General features: G+C 62.5%; 16 protein-coding genes. 5 read left to right on the plus strand and 11 right to left on the minus strand.

What is annotated here, in order from left to right:
- Window positions 1-58 precede the first annotated feature (58 nt).
- The 4 genes from RT582_RS20700 to RT582_RS20715 all read right to left on the minus strand — a co-directional run bounded on the left by RT582_RS20700 (window position 59) and on the right by RT582_RS20715 (window position 4138).
- Window positions 59-1411, minus strand: a complete 1353-nt coding sequence (locus RT582_RS20700; protein WP_313479712.1) for an MmgE/PrpD family protein — start codon at window positions 1409-1411, stop codon at window positions 59-61.
- Window positions 1408-1812 (minus strand): VOC family protein, encoded by a 405-nt coding sequence (locus RT582_RS20705; protein WP_313479715.1) that lies wholly within the window; start codon window positions 1810-1812, stop codon window positions 1408-1410. The genes RT582_RS20700 and RT582_RS20705 overlap by 4 nt, the downstream gene beginning before the upstream one ends.
- A gap of 116 nt (window positions 1813-1928) precedes the next feature.
- Window positions 1929-3110, minus strand: a complete 1182-nt coding sequence (locus RT582_RS20710; protein ID WP_313479719.1) for an acyl-CoA dehydrogenase family protein — start codon at window positions 3108-3110, stop codon at window positions 1929-1931.
- A gap of 206 nt (window positions 3111-3316) precedes the next feature.
- Window positions 3317-4138, minus strand: coding sequence for an FAS1-like dehydratase domain-containing protein (locus RT582_RS20715; RefSeq protein ID WP_014820617.1), 822 nt, complete (start codon window positions 4136-4138; stop codon window positions 3317-3319).
- 125 nt (window positions 4139-4263) lie between these two features.
- On the opposite strand from RT582_RS20715, the gene RT582_RS20720 reads away from it, so the two are divergent.
- From RT582_RS20720 to RT582_RS20730, 3 genes are all read left to right on the plus strand, one after another.
- A complete protein-coding gene (locus RT582_RS20720) occupies window positions 4264-5154 on the plus strand; it encodes a LysR substrate-binding domain-containing protein (protein WP_313479723.1) in 891 nt (296 codons plus the stop codon).
- A 71-nt stretch (window positions 5155-5225) separates the two neighbouring features.
- On the plus strand, window positions 5226-6557 hold the full coding sequence (locus RT582_RS20725) for a DUF2254 domain-containing protein (protein ID WP_313479726.1): 1332 nt from the start codon (window positions 5226-5228) through the stop codon (window positions 6555-6557).
- 128 nt (window positions 6558-6685) lie between these two features.
- Window positions 6686-8002 (plus strand): MFS transporter, encoded by a 1317-nt coding sequence (locus RT582_RS20730; protein WP_031298419.1) that lies wholly within the window; start codon window positions 6686-6688, stop codon window positions 8000-8002.
- 37 nt (window positions 8003-8039) lie between these two features.
- On the opposite strand, the gene arfB is transcribed toward RT582_RS20730, so the two are convergent.
- Window positions 8040-8453 carry an alternative ribosome rescue aminoacyl-tRNA hydrolase ArfB gene (gene arfB, locus RT582_RS20735; RefSeq protein WP_046622352.1) on the minus strand — a complete coding sequence of 138 codons (414 nt, stop codon included), beginning with the start codon at window positions 8451-8453 and terminating at the stop codon, window positions 8040-8042.
- Window positions 8454-8589: 136 nt separating this feature from the next.
- Here arfB and RT582_RS20740 point away from each other — a divergent pair, with 136 nt between their 5' ends.
- Complete coding sequence (locus RT582_RS20740) at window positions 8590-9633, plus strand: metal-dependent hydrolase (RefSeq protein WP_313479729.1); 1044 nt, start codon at window positions 8590-8592, stop codon at window positions 9631-9633.
- 45 nt (window positions 9634-9678) lie between these two features.
- Here the strand turns inward: RT582_RS20740 and RT582_RS20745 are convergent, their stop codons facing one another.
- The 6 genes from RT582_RS20745 to RT582_RS20770 all read right to left on the minus strand — a co-directional run bounded on the left by RT582_RS20745 (window position 9679) and on the right by RT582_RS20770 (window position 16193).
- The gene (locus RT582_RS20745; protein ID WP_313479732.1) at window positions 9679-11631 is read right to left on the minus strand and encodes a methyl-accepting chemotaxis protein; all 1953 of its coding nucleotides are present in this window, start codon (window positions 11629-11631) and stop codon (window positions 9679-9681) included.
- Between the two features lie 235 nt (window positions 11632-11866).
- Window positions 11867-13645, minus strand: a complete 1779-nt coding sequence (locus tag RT582_RS20750; RefSeq protein WP_313479735.1) for an ABC transporter ATP-binding protein — start codon at window positions 13643-13645, stop codon at window positions 11867-11869.
- A complete protein-coding gene (locus tag RT582_RS20755) occupies window positions 13638-14246 on the minus strand; it encodes a DsbA family protein (RefSeq protein WP_272885060.1) in 609 nt (202 codons plus the stop codon). Before RT582_RS20755 ends, RT582_RS20750 begins: the two co-directional genes overlap by 8 nt.
- A gap of 69 nt (window positions 14247-14315) precedes the next feature.
- Window positions 14316-15251, minus strand: a complete 936-nt coding sequence (gene trhO / locus RT582_RS20760; RefSeq protein ID WP_313479738.1) for an oxygen-dependent tRNA uridine(34) hydroxylase TrhO — start codon at window positions 15249-15251, stop codon at window positions 14316-14318.
- A gap of 127 nt (window positions 15252-15378) precedes the next feature.
- Window positions 15379-15675, minus strand: a complete 297-nt coding sequence (locus RT582_RS20765) for a BolA family protein (RefSeq protein ID WP_014820626.1) — start codon at window positions 15673-15675, stop codon at window positions 15379-15381.
- An 11-nt stretch (window positions 15676-15686) separates the two neighbouring features.
- Complete coding sequence (locus tag RT582_RS20770; RefSeq protein ID WP_230356865.1) at window positions 15687-16193, minus strand: DUF2059 domain-containing protein; 507 nt, start codon at window positions 16191-16193, stop codon at window positions 15687-15689.
- Between the two features lie 146 nt (window positions 16194-16339).
- Here RT582_RS20770 and RT582_RS20775 point away from each other — a divergent pair, with 146 nt between their 5' ends.
- On the plus strand, window positions 16340-17734 hold the full coding sequence (locus RT582_RS20775) for a class II fumarate hydratase (protein ID WP_278420562.1): 1395 nt from the start codon (window positions 16340-16342) through the stop codon (window positions 17732-17734).
- Window positions 17735-18019: the final 285 nt, after the last annotated feature.

Below are 18019 nucleotides of genomic sequence, written 5' to 3' on the forward strand. Positions count from 1 at the left end.
GGGCTCTGGCGCCACATTGGTGGATAAGGCTTCGCCGTCATCCACCCTACGATTCAGTTCAGGCCAATGCGTCCAGCCGCTGCAGCTCGCGCAGGCGCCAGACCGTATCAATCAGCGCGCCCGCCTCGTCATCGCTGCGCGCCGCGGAGAACTGCACCAGGCGGCGGAACTTGTCCTCCAGCTCGGCGCGGCTCAGCGTGTTGCCCGGGTCGCCCTTCGGCTCGTCGATGGCGCCGTGCAGCGTGCGGCCATCGGCGGTGGTCACTTCGACGCGACCGAGCCAGCGTGCCGGGTAGGCGCCGTCCACCTCGGGATCGAGCGTCATCGAGACCTTCTCGCGGAACTCGCCGACGCGCGGGTCGCTGAGCGCATGGCTGTGGAATTCGGTCAGGCCGGCCTTGCCGTACAGGGCGATCAGCCCCAGCACGGTGCCCATGGAGAATTTGGCCTGATGCACCGTCTGCGGCACCGTCACGCGGCCGAGCACGTCGATCGCGCCCTGGTGCACGCGGGTGGTGACCGAGGCGATGTCATCGGCCCCGAGCCCTTCGCGCTGCATCAGCGCCAGCAGCGCATCGGCCGCCGGGTGGGTATGCCGGCAGGAGGCGTGGAACTTGAATGAGGTTTCCGCCAGCGCCCAGCGCGTGCCGAGCCGGTCGGACAGCTTGCTCGGCTCGGCATCGCGGGACATGCCCGCCGCCATGCCCTGCTCGCCTTCGAGGATGTTCTGCGCGCCGGTCAGGCCATCGGCGGTCAGGTAGGCGGCGAGCAGGCCATCGGCAGCCGCCTTGGCGGTGTGCAGCTGCTTGGAGTCCGCCGCGTCACGAAGAAACTCCCACAGCCCCGCCGCTTGCGTACCGGCGCTGCCGAGCAGATGGGTGAACTGCTGCTGGTCGAAATCCATCAACTTGCCAACGGCCACCGCGGCAGCCAGGGTGCCGACGGTCGCCGTGGTGTGGAAGATGCGGTAATGCGAGCGGCCGAGAAACTCGCCGATGCGGATGCCCGCCTCGTAGCCGGCCACCGAGGCCACCAACAGCTCTCGGCCGGACTTGCCGAGATCCTGCGCCGCCGCCAGCGCAGCGGGAAACACGACCGTGGCTGGGTGCAACACGGAGCTATTGTGCAGGTCGTCCTGCTCCACCAGATGCGAGCTGGCGGCATTCACCAGCGCGGCGAAATAGGCCGAGCTGCTATGGCCGTTGACCAGAATGCGCGCCGGCCCGTCGGCCGGGCCCATCTTCTGCGCGTAACGCTCGAACAGCGGAATCGGATGCGAGCCGGCGCTGGCCAGGGCCGAGCCGAGCCAGTCGAGAAAGAGGTCTTCGGTGCGAGCGAGCACCGGCTCGGGGATCTGCTCGTAGGTGAGCCCGGCTAGGAATTCGGTCAGGGCACGGGTGTGCTGGCTCATGCGTTGGGCTCCAGCGGATTCTCTAACGGATTGGACAGTTCGATGAGGTTCAGATCGGGGTCGCGCACATACACCGAGCGGATCGGGCCGGTGGCGCCGGTGCGTTGCACTGGGCCTTCGATGATCGAGACGCCCTGCGTTTCCAGATGCGCAATGACTCGATCCAACGGCGTGGCGACGATAAAGCACAGGTCCGCCGAACCCGGCGTCGGGCGCTCGGCCTTGGGTTCGAACTCGTGCCCGGCCTGATGCAGGTTGATCTTCTGGTTGCCGAAGGCCAGCGCCTTGCGCCCTTCGCCGAAGGTCACCACCTGCATGCCGAGCACCCGGGTGTAGAAGTCCACCGTCTTTTCGATATCGGCGACGGTGAGGACCAGATGGTCGAGATGGCTGATATTCATGACGCACATCCTCTTTTTCGTAGGGTGGAAATCGCGATGCATTTCCACCACCTGTGTCGCCTGTTTCGATACGCGTGGAAAAGGCTTCGCCGTTTTCCACCCTACATTCGGCTCCGTTAAAACGAGCGCGGCAGCTCCAGCAGATGCTCCGCCACGTACGAAAGAATCAGGTTGGTTGAGATCGGCGCCACCTGGTACAGGCGCGTCTCGCGAAACTTGCGCTCGACGTCGTATTCGTTGGCGAAGCCGAAGCCGCCGTGGGTCTGCAGGCAGGCGTTGGCGGCTTCCCAGCTGGCCTTGGCCGCCAGGTATTTGGCCATGTTGGCCGCGGCTCCGGCGTTGCGGCCGCTGTCGTATTCCTCGCAGGCGCGCCAGCGCATCAGGTCGGCCGCTTCCAGCTCGATATGCGCTTCGGCGATGGGGAACTGCACCCCCTGGTTCTGCCCGATAGGCCGGCCGAACACCACGCGGTCGCGGGCATAGGCGGCGGACTTCTCGACAAACCAGCGGCCGTCCCCGATGCACTCGGCGGCGATCAGCGTGCGTTCGGCATTCAGCCCATCGAGGATGTAACGAAAGCCCTTGCCCTCCTCGCCAATCAGGCTGCTGGCGGGGATTTCCAGATTGTCGAAGAACAGCTCGTTGGTTTCGTGATTGACCATGTTGGCGATCGGCTGCACGGTCAGGCCGTTGCCGATGGCCTCACGCAGGTCGACGAGAAAGATCGACATGCCCTCGGACTTGCGCTGCACCTCGGGCAGCGGCGTAGTGCGCGCCAGCAGGATCATCAGGTCCGAGTGCTGGATGCGCGAAATCCACACCTTCTGGCCATTGATCACGTACTTGTCGCCCTGGCGCACCGCGGTGGTCTTGATCTTGGTGGTGTCGGTGCCGGTGGTGGGTTCGGTCACGCCCATGGACTGCAGGCGCAGCTCGCCGCTGGCCAGCCTCGGCAGGTAGTAGCGCTTCTGCTCCTCGCTGCCGTTTCTGAGCAGGGTGAACATGTTGTACATCTGCCCGTGGATGGTCCCGGAGTTGCCTCCGCAGTGGTTCACTTCCTCGAGAATCACCGAGGCTTCGGCCAGACCAAGACCCGAGCCGCCGTATTCCTCCGGAATCATCGCCGACAACCAGCCGGCTTCGGTCATCGCGGTGACGAAGGCTTCCGGGAAGCCCTTCTCCTCGTCGATCTTGCGCCAGTATTCGGCGGGAAACTCCGCACAGAGGGCGCGCACGCCTTCGCGGATGGCCTTGAGTTCTTCGTGCTTGGAGTCTTGGTGGTTGTGATTCGTCGTCATCTCAATACGTTCTCGTTGTTAGAGAGGGCGCCCCCTCACCCCAGCCCTCTCCCCAGAGGGGCGAGGGAGCTATCCGGTGTACGTCGGAAGTCATGCCTTGGCAGATGGCATCGCGTGTACACCGATCTAGAAACCGGACACCGACCAGTCCCCTCGCCCCCTTGGGGAGAGGGTTAGGGTGAGGGGGCGGAGTCCCGCCATACACCTCAGTCGAGTTCCACTTCGGCTTTCTGCGCCAGGCCGTTGTGATCGCCGGCCCAGAGTTCGGCCCTGCCCGGCGCCACGATGCGACCGCCGACCTCGAACGGCTGCGGTGCGATCAGCGGGCGCAGGCCGCGGTAGGCAAAGCGCCGCAGGCGGGCATCGGGATTGGCGCGGCAGAAGGCGCGCAGGTTCAGCGTGGCGATCAGCGGGCCGTGAACGACCAGACCGGCATAGCCCTCGGCCTCGGTGACGTAGGGCCAGTCGTAATGGATGCGATGGCCGTTGAAGGTGACCGCCGAATAGCGGAACAGCAGCGTCGGCGTCGGCGTTACCGCCTCGCGCCAGCCACCGGCGACCATGGGTTCGCCGCTGCTGGTTTTCGGCGGGCTCGGCTCACGGTAGACGATGTCCTGCTCTTCTCGGATGGCCAGACGACCGTCCTGCAAGTAGTCGTGCTGCACGGTGACGAACAGCAGCGCACCGGTGCGCCCGTGTTTTTCCTCGATGTGCTTGATGGTCGATACCCGCCGCGCCTCGCCACCGGCTTCCAGCGGACGAAGAAACTCGACCCGGCCACCGGCCCACATGCGGTTGCGGTTATCGGCCGGGGGCAGGAAGCCGCCGCGCGCAGGGTGACCATCCTCGCCCAGGCCGCTCTCGGCGATGGGCTCCTGAAAGAAGCACCATTGCCACAACGGCGGCAACGCCTCGCCATGAGCGGGGGTGGTTTCGCCGAATGTGGCGGCGATGCGCATCAGCAGGTTGCGGCTGAGCTGGTCGTGCACTTCTTCGCTGCGGCCAATCCAGGCAGAGATATCGGTCATTGCGGCTTCCGGTCGTTGTCTTTGTTTCACTGGAGAATGCTACGAAGGCGGCGTTCCGTGAATTTGTATTTACCGACACCAGCGTTCGGCTAAGCTGAACGCCGTTCCAAGTACCGGTATCAAGCATGCATTTCGATCTGGCGGACCTGCGTCTGTTCATCCATATCGCCGAATCCCCGAGCCTGACCCAGGGCGCGCGTCGTGCCCATCTGTCACCGGCAGCGGCCAGCGCTCGCATCAAGGCGCTGGAAAGCCAGCTCGACAGCCGCCTCCTCTATCGCGACAGCCGCGGTGTCGAGCTGACGCCGGCCGGACACAAGCTGCTGCAGCACGCGCGGCTGATCATGCGTCAGGTCGATTACCTGAAGAGCGAGTTCACCGAATACGGCACCGATTCGGCCGGACATATCCGTATCTTCGCCAACACCACCGCGGTGACCGAATTTCTGCCGGAAGTGCTGGCCGGCTTTCTTGCCGAGCGCCCCGGCGTAACCGTTGACCTGCAGGAAAGGCTGAGCCGCGACATCGTCCGTGGCGTGCTCGACGGCAGCACCGACATGGGCATCATCGCCGGGCCGGTGCGCGCCGAGGGACTGCAGGTGCTGCACTTCAGCACCGACCGCCTGCTGCTCGCCGTGCCGATCGGCCATCCGCTGACAGGCGAGCGACAGGTCACGCTGCGCCAGACGCTGGCCTACCAGCACATCGGCCTGCATGAGGGCAGCACGCTGCTGACCTTCCTGCGCGATCAGGTGGAAAAACTCGGTGGTCAGCTATCGCTGCGCATCCAGGTCTCCAGCTTCGAAGCGGTGTGCCGGATGATCGAGGCCGGTGTGGGCATCGGTATCATTCCCGAATCCGCGGCAAGGCGGCACAGCCGCACCATGCAGCTTGCGCTGGTGGCACTGGACGAACCCTGGGCGGTGCGCGAGCGCAGCATTCTGGTTCGCGAACTGGACGCGCTGCCCGGCAGCGTGCGTGCGCTGATCGCAACCCTGGTCCCCACGCAATTCTGAAATCCCGGCCCACCGAACATTTGCCCGTCAGCACTGCCGAAACCGGTACGCACCGCAATCCGGAATCCTGCATGGACACGTCGAGCAACCGGCTGTTTCGCCTCTACCAGCGCATCGTCAGCAGCATCGCCTTCTACCCCGCGCTGATCACGCTCGGCCTGGTGCTGCTGTGCATCGTCAGCATCTGGCTGGAGATGACCTACCTGCAGGCCTACAAGGAGGACATCAAACTTGGCCTGGTCAACAACGCGGAAAATGCCCGCCTAATCCTCGGCACCCTGGTTGGCGGCATCGTCTCGCTGATGGTGTTCAGTTTCAGCATGGTGATGGTGGTGCTCAACTCGGCGTCCTCGACACTCTCGCCGCGCGTCATCCCGAGCCTGATCAGCAGCCGCAACCACCAGTTCATCCTCGGAATCTATCTGGGCACCATCATCGACTCGCTGCTGCTGATCCTGACTATTCAGGAAGGCGACGACATAAACATCCCGAGCCTCGGCATCTTTCTCGCGCTGGGGCTGGGGATCGTCAGCCTGTGCCTGTTCATTACTTTCATACGCGGTATCTCGCAATCGATTCAGGTCGATTACATCCTCAATAGCCTGTTCAAGAAGACCCTGAAGGAACTGCAGGTGCAGCAAGGCAAGTTCGGTCAGTTCAGCGAACGCCAACAGTGGCCGGATGATCAGGGCTGGCCGGTTACCCGCTCGACCCGTGCTGGCTACTTCAAGGCCTTCAACAGTGAGGCGGCCAAGGCGCTGCTGCAGAAGCACGACCTGCGCATGACCATTGAGGTGCACAACGGCTTTTTCGTGATGCCTGGCCACCCACTGTTCAGGCTTAGCCGCCAGGTCGATGAGGAAGTGACCGAGACGCTACTCGATGCCTTCGACTTCTATGTCGAGGAGTACGCGAATCAGCATTATTTCTTTGGTTTCAAGCAGATATCCGAGATCGCCAGCAAGGCACTAAGCCCAGGCATCAATGACCCGGGCACGGCGATAAAGGCGATCGACATGCTTGGCGTGCTGTTCGCCAAGCGCCTGAAGCTGCCGGATTTCGACGTTGCCAGCGAGCCGGACGAACCGCCTCGGCTATACAATCGCGAGCTGGAGCTGCAACAGATGCTCCTGGCCGTACTGGGGCCGCCACGGCACTATGGCGGCGGCGATACCCAGGTCGTGCTCAGCCTGCTGCAGTGTTTCAAGAACCTCTTGTTCTGCGATCCTGAGCCCGAAACCGAAGCCGTTCTGCTGGCGCATGCGCAGGCAGTGCTCGACAAGGCGAAGGAAAGCATCGCCCTGCGGCCGGACCGCGAGGCAATAGACGCTGCCGTGCAGCAGCTCAACGAGGCCATCAGCCACAACGCTCCGCTGGAAAATCCGATGTGCGCGGAATCCTGAACGGGAAAAACTGCCCAAGCAACCGGCGGCAGAGCCCAGCGGAGCACATCGTCCGCACATAATGTTTCACGGTGGCCAGCGAACAAGCAGGTTGCCATCACCGTATTAGTTGCCTAGGGTTGTTCGACATGAAGTCCTTGATTGCCCCCATCAGTTCGTTGCTGGGCGGAGTAGCTTTGCTGCTGCTCGGCCACGGGCTGCTCAACACACTCCTGACTCTTCGCGGCGTTGCCGAAGGCTACTCCACCGGCATGATCGGTCTGCTGATGTCCGGCTATTTTGCCGGCTTCCTGATCGGCACCTGGCTGGCGCCCTCGCTGATCCGCCGCATCGGCCATATCCGCACCTTCGCCTTCTATGCCGCGCTGGCGGCGGTCGCCGTACTGGTGCACGTGCTGATCGTCAACCCGTGGGTGTGGCTGGTGCTGCGGGTGCTCTACGGGGTGTCGCTGGTCACGCTGTACATGGTCATCGAAAGCTGGCTGAACGCGCAGGTCAGCGGCGAGAAGCGCGGCCAGGTGTTCGCCCTGTACATGGCGGTCAACCTCGGCGCGCTGGCGGCTGCCCAACAGCTGTTGAGCCTCGACACACCGATGAATTTCACGCTGTTCGCGCTGGCCGCCATCCTCATCAGTAGCGCGCTAATGCCGATCACCCTGACCCGCCAGGCGCAACCCGCGCTGCCGGACATGCCAGCCACCGACTTGCTGCAACTGGCGCGCATCGCCCCGCTGCCGTTGATGGCGGCCGGTATTTCCGGGCTCACGCTGGGCGGCTTCTGGGGCCTGGCGCCGGTATATGCGAGCCAGGTCGGTTTCGATGCCGCCGGTGTCGGCCTGCTGATGAGCATCACGATTCTCGGCGGCGCGGTGCTGCAATGGCCGATCGGGTTGTTCTCGGACAAGCATGACCGGCGCGTCGTGCTGCTCTGGGTGGTGGCGATCGCCGCGGTTCTGGCGCTGGTGATCACACCGATCCTGTCCGGCTCGCTGCTGCTGGGGCTGATGTTTCTCTGGGGCGGGCTGGCATTTTCGATTTATTCGATCGCCGTTGCGCAGATGGTTGATCAGTTGCACCCGGACGAAATCCTTTCGGGTTCCAGCGGCCTGTTGCTCGCCAACGGCTTCGGTGCGGCGTTCGGCCCGGTGGTCGCCGGTGGTCTGATGCACCTGTTCGGCCATATCGCCCTGCCGCTGTTCTTCGCCGTGTCGCTGGGCATCCTCGCGATCTACTCGTTCTGGCGCCCGCGTCGCGTAGTGGATCTGGTCACCGAGCCGCACGGTCATTTCACACCCATGCTGCGTACCAGCCATACCGTGCTGGAGCTGATGCCCGACACCCCGGAAGTCGAAGCTGATGCTGCGCCGGCCAACGAGGCGGAAATGGTCGACGAGCATCCGGTCGCGCAGGACGAGCCAATGCCACCACGGACCGGCACCCTGTAGCCGGCTGCTCCGCGGGCGACGTGGCGACACACACCGATCAGAAGTCGACCTTGCCCCGCCCTGCCTTGATCGCGCCGCGCTTGGTTTTGCCTTCGAGCCGGCGCTTCTTCGAACCGAGCGTCGGCTTGGTCGGGCGGCGCGCCTTCTCCACCTTGGCCACGCTGCGAATCAGTTCCGCCAGTCGCTCCAGCGCATCGAGGCGGTTGTGCTCCTGGGTTCGATACCGCTGCGCCTTGATGACGACCACGCCTTCGCTGGTGATCCGGCTATCGCGCAGGGCCAGCAGCCGCTCCTTGTAGAACGGCGGCAATGACGACGCTTGGATGTCGAAGCGCAAGTGCAACGCGCTGGAAACCTTGTTGACGTTCTGCCCGCCCGCACCCTGGGCGCGGATGGCAGTCAGTTCGATCTCGGCATCCGGCAACTGCACGGCATTGGAAATTTCCAGCATGAAAGCTCGCGGCGGACGATGGGTGTCGGTGATTGTCCTATGACCTGCGCGCCACTGACACACTTTTTAGAACATTGGCCGTCAGCTGCCGGCAGCCGTTCGGCTAAGGTAAACGCCCGCCCCAACGGATCTGAACATGGACTCGATCACCCAGGCTCTACTCGGTGCCAGTGTACAAGGCGCGATGCTCGGTCGCTGGCAGGGTCGCAAGGCGCTCGTTTACGGCGCGGTGCTCGGGACCCTGCCGGACCTCGATGTGGTCATCGACTACGGCGATGCGGTCGCCAACATGACCTATCACCGCGGCTTCAGCCATTCGTTGTTCGTGCTGAGTCTGCTCGCCGTTCTGCTGACCTGGCTGATCAGGCGATTCCGCCCGGACGAGCGATACACCGGTACACGCCAGTTCCTCAGCATCTGGTTGGTGCTGATCACTCACGTCCTGCTGGACGCCTTCACCAGCTATGGCACGCAGCTGCTCTGGCCACTGACCACGCCTCCTATCGCCTGGTCCAGCGTGTTCATCATCGACCCCCTGTACAGCGTGCCACTGCTCATTGCGGTGCTGGCGGGTCTGCTGTTTGGCCTGAGCGGACGCAGGGCCAGATGGCCCGCCTACGCCCTGGCCATTTCCACCTGTTACCTGGGGTTCACCCTGGCCGGCAAACAGATGGCCGAGCACCGCGTGCAGGCGACCATGGCAAGCCAGGGGATCCAGGCGGAGCAGATGTTCAGCACACCAACACCCTTCAACAGCCTGCTGTGGCGGGTGATTCTGGTGGATGGCGAGCACTATTACGAAACGCTGGTCAGCTGGTGGGATGCTGGACCACCCAGCCTCGTGCGGCTTCCACGCAACGCGCAGCTGGCCGCGGAGCTCAATGGCTCAGAGCAGCACGAACGCTTGAAATGGTTTACCGGAAACGTGCTGCGCTATGACGTGGATGGCGATCAGCTACTGGTGACCGACCTGCGGCTGGGCATGACCGGCTTTCATCCATTCCGCTTTCCGCTGGCAGAGCGCTCTGCCGAAGGCTGGCAGCTTATCGCGCAACCCGAACGACTGCCGGCCAACCGGGGCGACATGAGCCGCCTGGTCAGCCTGTGGCAGCGCATCTGGCAGCAGGAGCCAGCGCTACCTCTGGCCGCCTGGGCCGCTGAACTGAACGGCAGTCGCTGAAGAAAGCGGCTCAAGGAGCTTGAGCCGCATACACCCCTACGCGGGTCAGGTGCGGAACTGACGAACCAGTTCCTGCAATTCCAGTCCCAGGCGTGCCAGCTCGGCACTGGCACTGGCGGTGTGCTCGGTGGCACTGGCGCTCTGGTCACCGATATCCCGCACGCGGGTCACGCTCTCTGAAATGTTCTCGGCCACGGCGCTCTGCTGCTCGGCAGCTGCCGCAATCTGCTGGTTCATCTGCTCGATGGTCGACACCGACTCCGTGATCCGGCCAAGCGCGACGCCGGCCTCGTTGGCCAGATCTACCGTCCGTTGAGTCAGGTCACGGCTGCTCTGCATCTGCTCCACCGCCTGCTGCGCAACCCGCTGCAGGTTGGCGATAAGCCCCTCGATTTCCTCGGTGGAATCATGGGTACGCCGCGCCAGGGCACGAACCTCGTCAGCCACCACGGCGAAGCCGCGGCCCTGCTCGCCGGCACGGGCCGCTTCGATGGCCGCATTGAGTGCCAACAGATTGGTTTGCTCGGCAACCGCTCGAATCACCTCGAGCACGCTACCGATGCGTCCACTTTCGGCGTGCAACGCTTCGATCGCATGCGCCGACTGATTCACCTCGCCGGCCAGGTTGCCGATCTGTCCAACGGCATCCTGCACCACCAGATCGCCCTGCCGCGCCTGCTGATCCGCCTGGCGCGCGGCAATGGAAGCCTGCTCAGCATTGCGTGCGACCTCCTGCACCGTCGCAGCCATCTCGTGCATCGCGGTGGCCACCTGCTCGGTCTCGACGCGCTGAGTCTGTACACCGGCGCTGGTCTGCGCAGTCACGGCGGAGAGCTGATCGGCGGCTGCAGCGATCTGGCTGACGCCGCCACCGATGCGGCCGATCAGATTGCGCAGGCTTTCGGTCATGTCGTGCATGGCGTTCTGCAGTTGCCCGACCTCGTCACGACGCGAGCTTGCCGCGGAGTACGTCAGATCACCGCTGGCGACCCGCTGGGCCTGCTGGACGGTGCTGCGAAGCGGGCCGACGATCATTCGCGAGATCACCGTGGCGGCCAGCATGACGACGAAAATGGCCAGCGCGCCAATCACGCCGAGCAACATGTAGCTGCTGCTTTTCTGTTGTTGCATGGCGCTGCTGGCATTGGCCAAGGCCTCGTCGGCAGCAGCGATCACGACTTCGGACTGCTGGGCCATCGACTGTTCCAGCGCGAGGCGCTCACTACGATTCTGACGAAACTCGTCGAACGCCAGCCTGTACTGGTCCAGCTCGGCCAGAGCCTTGTCCATGGAAGCCTTCTGGTCATCGTTCAGCCAGATCTTGAGATTGCTGCCGATGGTGGTCACGTTCCCGTACAAGTCGCTCCAGCTGGTGGCTGCTTCATCCGAGCTGTTGGCAATGTAGACATTCTCCAGGGTACGCATGTCCAGGATCTGCTTGGTCAGGCCCGAAGTCGCCTCGGCGACGGTCAGCGGATCGCTTCCCTTGAGCCGATCTCCCTCCAGCCGCAGCACCCGTACCGCGTCGTACATGTCCAGCTCGATGAACTCGAACTCCTCGCGACTGACCTGAGCGGCCTCCTGCATCCGCGTACGTAGCGCCACGCCGCGCTCGATCAGCTGCATGTAGCGGTCGAACTTTTGCGCGTATTCATCCGCACCCTGGCTGATCCGCGTCAGATAGGCCCGCTCGGCGGCATCGGAGCTGGTGGTCAGGCCGGCGAGCTTCTGATTCAGTTGCTGCAGCGAGCCATGCAACGCCTCGGCCGAAGATGACTGACGGGTCAGCGCGTAGTCCCGCTCGGCACCACGCGCCGCCAGAATAGAGGCGTTGACGCTGGAAAGCTGCTCGATCTGCCGGGCCCTGCCAAGGATTTCATCGACGGCAACGAACCCGGTACCGGCCACTCCAAGCGTGAGCAGCAGTACCAGGCCGAAACCACTGATGAGCTTTTTGCCGACCGAGAGATTAGTGAGTGAATTCAGCACTGGTTCCATCAGAGAAGTTCCACAAAAGAGGCACGAACGGGAAGTCGGCAGAGATTACTAATAGTTGAGCGTTGCGGCTGGATATTTTTGGCGCCTTAAGACTGACGGTAAGTGCCAACGACCTTCCCCTGTCGCGGCCGCCGCCAGGACATCCACCTATGGGTGCGGATCAGCTGCGGCTTTCAGCCAAGCCCCAGCGGCGAACTCGGTGACCCGCTGCGGGTGTATGACGTGCCTGCGACAGCTAGTGCTGCAGGTGCCCATAGAGCCGAGCGTAAAGCCCACCCTCGGCGATGAGCTGCTGGTGGCCGCCGTCTTCGGCGATGCGGCCACCGTCGAAGACCAATACACGATCCGCCTGTTTCACCGCCGACAGGCGATGGGCAATGATCAGCGTCGTACGCCCCTGAAGGAAACGATTGAGGCCTTGGTGCAGGGCATACTCCGTCGCCGCATCCAGCGCAGAGGTGGCTTCATCGAGAATCACGACCTTCGGCTCGGCCAGGATCATGCGTGCTACGGCCAGGCGCTGCCGCTGACCGCCGGACAGACGCACGCCGGAACGGCCGACGATGCTGTCCAGACCGTTCGGTAATTGACGAATGGTAGCGGCCAGCTGAGCGATCTCCAACGCCCGCCAGCAGGCGTCGTCATCTCGCTCGCGGCCCATCATCAGGTTGGCTCGCACGCTGTCGTTGAACAGTGCGGGATGCTGCAGCACTACTGCAACGTTGTCGCGCACAGTGCCCAGCCCGATCTCTTCAAGCGGCACGCCTCCGAACTGGATCTGCCCGGCCTGCGGCTGATAGAGACCCAGCAGCAGTTGCACCAGGGTGCTCTTGCCGCCACCGCTGGCCCCGACGATTGCGACCTTCTCGCCCGGCGCGATGCTGAGATCAAGCCCTTCGAGAATCGGTTCATCCTGATAGGCAAAGCGCAGACCTCGTACATCGATCGCCACCGTCGTATCGCCGGCGAAAGGATCGCGTCCCCCGGCGTACTGCGGCTCGTCCGCCCGCGCCAGCAGCTGGTTGATGCGGCCCAGCGCACCGCCAGCTGCGTAGAAGGCGTACTGCAGGCTCAACAGTTGCTCCACCGGACCGATCATGAACCAGAGGTAGCTGAAGACCGCCAGCATCTGGCCGATCGACAGATCGGAAAACAGCACAGTGAGCATTGCCGCGGCGCGAAACACGTCAATGCCGAACTGGAACAGCAGGCCACTGGCACGGTTGGACGCGTCGGTCTTCCACTGCGAAGCAACCGCGTAGTCGCGTACCTCCCGCGCGCGCAAACCCAGGCGACCGAGGAAGAAACCCTGCCGGTTGCCGGCGCGCACTTCCTGGATGGCGTCGAGTGTTTCCGTGAGCGCCTGGGTGAAGCGCGACGTGCTGTCGTTCTCCAGCTTCTTCAGGTGCTTTACGCGCTTGCCCAGCTGCACCGTGGCGTAGATCACCAGCGGATTGAACAGGAGAATCAACAACGCCAGCTGCCAGTGCATCCACACCAGAATGGCCGCCGTGCCGAGAATCGACAGCACGGCCACCAGCAGACGGCTGAGCGTATCGCCGATGAACTTGTCGATAGTCTCCAGATCAGTGACCAGGTGCGCCGCCACCGTGCCGCCGCCGAGGCTTTCGTATTCCGCCAGGGCAATGCGCTTGAGCCGCTCGATCAGCCGCACGCGAATGCGATAAACGATGTCCTTCGAAAGCCGAGCGAACAGGCGCGCCTGCAGCACGTTGAACACCAGCGCAGAAGACCGCAATACCAGGGTCACGCCGAGCATGAGCCCGATATAGCCGACAGCGGTTTCCCAGCTGGCAGGCAGAAAGCGATCCATGATCTGCAGCGCCGAGTCGCCCGCTCCGAGTAGCACCTCGTCGACCAACAGCGGCAGCAGCAACGGAATCGGCACACTGCAGAGCGTCGCCAGCACGGCAACCAGATTCGCCAGGATCAGCGCTTTGCGATGGTGCAATGCGAGCCGGCGTATCTCTGCCCAGCTGAGTTGGTCAGGCATGGGCGTTACGCTCCAGCCAGCGTTCCAGTAGCGGGCTTAGTGCAGACAGCGGTTGATAACCGTTGGTGACCAGCGCCAGTTGCCCTTCGTGCTCGGCCAGCAGTGTGGGGAAGCCGGCAATGCCGAGGTTCTCGACCCAGGTAAAGTCAGCCACGGTGGCTGCCTTGGTGGCCGGGTCGTCATAACGCTCGGCGAACTGACTCCGCGAAAGACCTGCGGTCTCGGCCAGGTCCACCAGCACCGCTGGCTGGGTCACATCGAACCCGTGCTGGTAGAACGCCTGCTGAATCGCCAATGACAGCGACCAGACGCGAGATTCATCGAGGCTGCGAGCAGCGACAAGCGCACGGCAAGCGGGCTCCGTGTCGTAGATCAACGCGTCAGGCAAGCCCTTATCCAGATTGAACGACTGACCTGTCGCCGAGTGCACGGCCTGCCAGTAGGACAGCGTGCGCTGCCGCCCTGCCTGATCCATAACGCCCTGCTCGCGACGCAGCCCGCCCACCCTCAGCTCTAGCGATACGCCCTGAGCCGCGGCTTGCTCGGCCAGCGCCGTCATTACCGGCGCGAATCCCCAGCACCATGAGCACATTGGGTCCATCACATAGATCAGTCGGGCCACTTCAAGACTCCACAACTACCTGGTGGGCCGACGCACGGCCAGTTGGCTTCAGCGATACAGTTCTCGGAGGTCGCGGCCGATGGGATGCGGCTGGTTGCGCTGACGTGCCAGCTCGATCTGTTTCTGCCGCTCGCGAGCACCGGCGCGCGTTTTTTCGCTCAGCGTATTCCAGCAATGAGGACAGCTGATACCCGCAGCGTAGTGCTCCGATTGCCGGTCTTCCACGGATAGCGGGGTACGGCAGGCATGGCATAGATCGAACTCGCCGACACTGAGATCATGGCGCACGGTCACGCGGTTATCGAACACGAAGCAGTCGCCTTGCCAGCGACTTTGCGTCTCCGGCACCTCCTCCAGATACTTGAGGATGCCGCCCTTGAGGTGATAAACCTCCTCAAAGCCCTCACCAAGCATATAGCTCGACGCCTTCTCGCAGCGAATGCCGCCGGTGCAGAACATTGCGACCTTCTTATGCTTTGCCGGGTCGTAGTGAGCCTTTATGTAGTCAGGAAAGTCTCGGAACGATTTGGTCTTCGGGTCGACCGCACCTTCGAACGTACCGATTGCCACTTCGTAGTCGTTACGGGTGTCGATCAGCAACACTTCCGGATCGGCGATCAGCGCGTTCCAGTCTTGCGGCTCGACATAGGTTCCAACCTGCCGATTCGGATTGACACCCTCAACGCCGAGCGTGACGATCTCCTTCTTCAGCTTGACCTTGGTGCGATAGAAAGGCTGCTCGTCGCAGTACGATTCCTTGTGGTCGATGTCGGTAAGGCGGTCATCGAGCCGAAACCATTCAAGCAGCGCATTGATGGCCTCGCGGGTACCGGAGACCGTGCCATTGATACCCTCCTCGGCCAACAACAAGGTGCCCTTGATGCCATTGTGCGTGAGGGTTTCGAGCAGGGGTTCGCGCAGCGCAACGTAATCAGGCAGCGATACGAACTTGTACAGCGCTGCCACAACGATTTTTCGTGTCATGGGTACTTCCGCCAGTGGTCACCCGCGTAAAGGGTGGACCGGATACAAACGAAAGCGCCGGCGTGGGCCGGCGCGGGGAGGAAGTCTAACAAAGAACGGCAAGAATGGTCCCGTGCGAGACGGCGCGCTATTTATGCCCACCAGCACAAACCGGTGATGCCGGGGCCGTGCCTTGTTGCGCCCACTCCTCAGGCGTATAGGTATGCAGCGCAAGGGCATGGATCTGTTGCATCAGTGCCCCCATCGCGGCATAAGCCTTTTGGTGGCGCTTGACCGAATTCAGTCCGGTGAACTGCTCGCTGACGATCACGGCTTTGTAATGTGTTTCCTGCCCGCGACTGTGTGTGTGGCTTTCATCGAGCACTTCAAGGTGCTCGGGCTGCAAGGCTTGCAGGGCGTCTTGGATCAAATCGAGCTTGCGCATAGCAGGGTCTCTTAAGGCTTCTGTTTCTCGAGTTCGGCCGTCATCTCGGACAGCATGTTATTCACTTCCGGCACCGCGCTTTCCAACTTGACCTGGGTAAGCTGAGCCGAGCGAGCATTGAGCTCCGGCAGCTTGCTGAGCATCTTCTTGCCGAGTGGCGACTCATAAAAATCGATCAGCTGATTCAGTTCCGCTTCGGAGAACTGGCTGGTGTACAAAGCGACCAGATCCGGCTTCAGCTTGTCCCACCCTATAGCCTTGTCCAAAGCAGTATTGGCCTGAGCCTGATAGCGCTCAAGCAGCGCCTTCTTGGTATCTGGCGCCTGCGCTTCGGCAAAACGCTGCGCAAACATCTGCTGCACTTGGGCATAAACAGGTACGGCGAGCCGGTCAGCATTGGCAAGCTGCAGAAAACGTTCTGCACTTCCCGCATGGCTCGCACTATCGGCAAAAGCCGATGAACTGATACAGATGAACAGCGCTGCAGCGCGCAGGGTCTGGACACGAAAAGTCGACATTGGAAATCCTTGGGCTGGCTATAGGTAGCCCTCAATGGACACATTCTGCGCTCGGAGTTCCAATGCCTCAAGCGGCCGAAGGCAAAGCTACGGAACTGCCGATGCCGCACGGCAGCCTAACCAGCAATATTGAGCAGGAGCATGGCATGACGCGTATAGAGACCGACAGTCTGGGGCAAGTCGAAGTACCGGAACAGGCTTACTGGGGCGCACAGACGCAGCGATCGCTGAGCAACTTCGCGATTGGTAGCGAGCGAATGCCGATCCAGGTGCTGCATGCGTTAGCGCTAATCAAGAAAGCTGCAGCGCGTGTAAACAATCGAATTGGTGATCTGCCGCCCGACATCGCGCGCCTGATCGAGCAAGCCGCGGATGAGGTTCTGCATGGTCAGCACGACGACCAGTTTCCGCTGGTCGTCTGGCAAACCGGCAGCGGCACGCAGAGCAATATGAACGTCAACGAGGTGATCGCGGGTCGCGCCAATGAGCTGGCGGGCGGCAACCGAGGCGGCAAGGCGCCAGTCCATCCGAACGATCACGTTAATCGCGCGCAGAGCTCCAACGACTGCTTCCCGACAGCGATGCACATTGCGGCCGCCAAAGCCGTGCACAGCCAACTGCTGCCTGCCATTGCAGAACTGTCCGGTGGATTGGCAGAGCTTGCAGTGCGACACAATAAGCTGATCAAGACCGGACGCACCCATCTGATGGATGCAACTCCGATTACCTTCGGCCAGGAGATGTCGGCGTTCGTCGCGCAGCTCGATATCGCCGAACGCACGATCCGTCAGTGCCTGCCGGCTGTTTATGAACTGGCGCAGGGGGGTACTGCGGTAGGCACCGGTTTGAACTCGCCGCACGGCTTCGCCGAAGCCATCGCAGCGGAGCTGGCCGCTCTCGCGGGCCTCCCCTTCGTCTCTGCCCCAAACAAGTTCGCCGCGCTGGCCGGACATGAGCCGCTGGTCGCGATGTCCGGTGCGCTGAAGACGCTGGCCGTCGCGTTGATGAAGTTGGCCAATGATCTTCGTCTGCTCGGCTCCGGTCCGCGCGGGGGATTCGCTGAGGTGCGATTGCCAGCCAACGAACCAGGTAGTTCGATCATGCCCGGCAAGGTCAATCCAACCCAATGCGAAGCCTTATCAATGCTCGCTTGCCAGGTCATGGGCAATGACATGACGATCAGCTTTGCAGCGAGTCAAGGACATCTGCAATTGAACGTATTCAAGCCGGTGATCATTCATAACCTGCTTCAATCGGTCCAACTGCTGTCCGATGGATGCCGAAACTTCAACGCTCATTGCATTTCCGGATTAGAGCCGGACCCGGCGCGTATGGCCGAGCATCTGGAACGCGGGCTTATGCTGGTAACCGCACTGAATCCTCACATCGGCTATGACCGGGCAGCCGAAATCGCCAAGAAGGCCTATGCGCAAGGCACCACATTGCGCGAAGCAGCCATGGAGCTCGGTTACCTTACCAGCGAGGAGTTCGATCAATGGGTTCGTCCAGAGACGATGCTTGAAGCCGGACAAAGGGAATAACGGTGTAGCGGAAGCGTCTGTCTGCTGGGTGCTCTCAACACGCCTGCCGCCAACCTTAGGTCGCGCGCTGTGCCGGCTGGGGCTGCCTAAGACCGGCCGGAGCAATGTATCTAGACGACAGCTGCGGGCGGCTCCAGCTCAAGCATTAACTAGTGCCGGCCAAGACCCAACGGCTGGCTCTGCTCCAGCACTTCGGGGGTGTTAGGACTGAACGCTACGTGGTTGTCGGGGGGTAAGCGTTCATTCCAAGACATCCTGCCATCCCGCTGACTTCCGCCCTAGAGT

The organism is Stutzerimonas kunmingensis, assembly GCF_032106285.1.
GTDB lineage: Bacteria > Pseudomonadota > Gammaproteobacteria > Pseudomonadales > Pseudomonadaceae > Stutzerimonas > Stutzerimonas kunmingensis_B.

What these genes read in the sequence shown, in the direction of transcription:
- RT582_RS20710 (WP_313479719.1), bottom strand. Translation starts at nt 3,110, where the DNA reads ATGACGACGAATCACAACCACCAAGACTCCAAGCACGAAGAACTCAAG.
- trhO (WP_313479738.1), bottom strand. Translation starts at nt 15,251, where the DNA reads ATGACACGAAAAATCGTTGTGGCAGCGCTGTACAAGTTCGTATCGCTG.
- RT582_RS20750 (WP_313479735.1), bottom strand. Translation starts at nt 13,645, where the DNA reads ATGCCTGACCAACTCAGCTGGGCAGAGATACGCCGGCTCGCATTGCAC.
- arfB (WP_046622352.1), bottom strand. Translation starts at nt 8,453, where the DNA reads ATGCTGGAAATTTCCAATGCCGTGCAGTTGCCGGATGCCGAGATCGAA.
- RT582_RS20745 (WP_313479732.1), bottom strand. Translation starts at nt 11,631, where the DNA reads ATGGAACCAGTGCTGAATTCACTCACTAATCTCTCGGTCGGCAAAAAG.
- RT582_RS20755 (WP_272885060.1), bottom strand. Translation starts at nt 14,246, where the DNA reads ATGGACCCAATGTGCTCATGGTGCTGGGGATTCGCGCCGGTAATGACG.
- RT582_RS20715 (WP_014820617.1), bottom strand. Translation starts at nt 4,138, where the DNA reads ATGACCGATATCTCTGCCTGGATTGGCCGCAGCGAAGAAGTGCACGAC.
- RT582_RS20770 (WP_230356865.1), bottom strand. Translation starts at nt 16,193, where the DNA reads ATGTCGACTTTTCGTGTCCAGACCCTGCGCGCTGCAGCGCTGTTCATC.
- RT582_RS20720 (WP_313479723.1), top strand. Translation starts at nt 4,264, where the DNA reads ATGCATTTCGATCTGGCGGACCTGCGTCTGTTCATCCATATCGCCGAA.
- RT582_RS20765 (WP_014820626.1), bottom strand. Translation starts at nt 15,675, where the DNA reads ATGCGCAAGCTCGATTTGATCCAAGACGCCCTGCAAGCCTTGCAGCCC.
- RT582_RS20700 (WP_313479712.1), bottom strand. Translation starts at nt 1,411, where the DNA reads ATGAGCCAGCACACCCGTGCCCTGACCGAATTCCTAGCCGGGCTCACC.
- RT582_RS20740 (WP_313479729.1), top strand. Translation starts at nt 8,590, where the DNA reads ATGGACTCGATCACCCAGGCTCTACTCGGTGCCAGTGTACAAGGCGCG.
- RT582_RS20725 (WP_313479726.1), top strand. Translation starts at nt 5,226, where the DNA reads ATGGACACGTCGAGCAACCGGCTGTTTCGCCTCTACCAGCGCATCGTC.
- RT582_RS20775 (WP_278420562.1), top strand. Translation starts at nt 16,340, where the DNA reads ATGACGCGTATAGAGACCGACAGTCTGGGGCAAGTCGAAGTACCGGAA.
- RT582_RS20705 (WP_313479715.1), bottom strand. Translation starts at nt 1,812, where the DNA reads ATGAATATCAGCCATCTCGACCATCTGGTCCTCACCGTCGCCGATATC.
- RT582_RS20730 (WP_031298419.1), top strand. Translation starts at nt 6,686, where the DNA reads ATGAAGTCCTTGATTGCCCCCATCAGTTCGTTGCTGGGCGGAGTAGCT.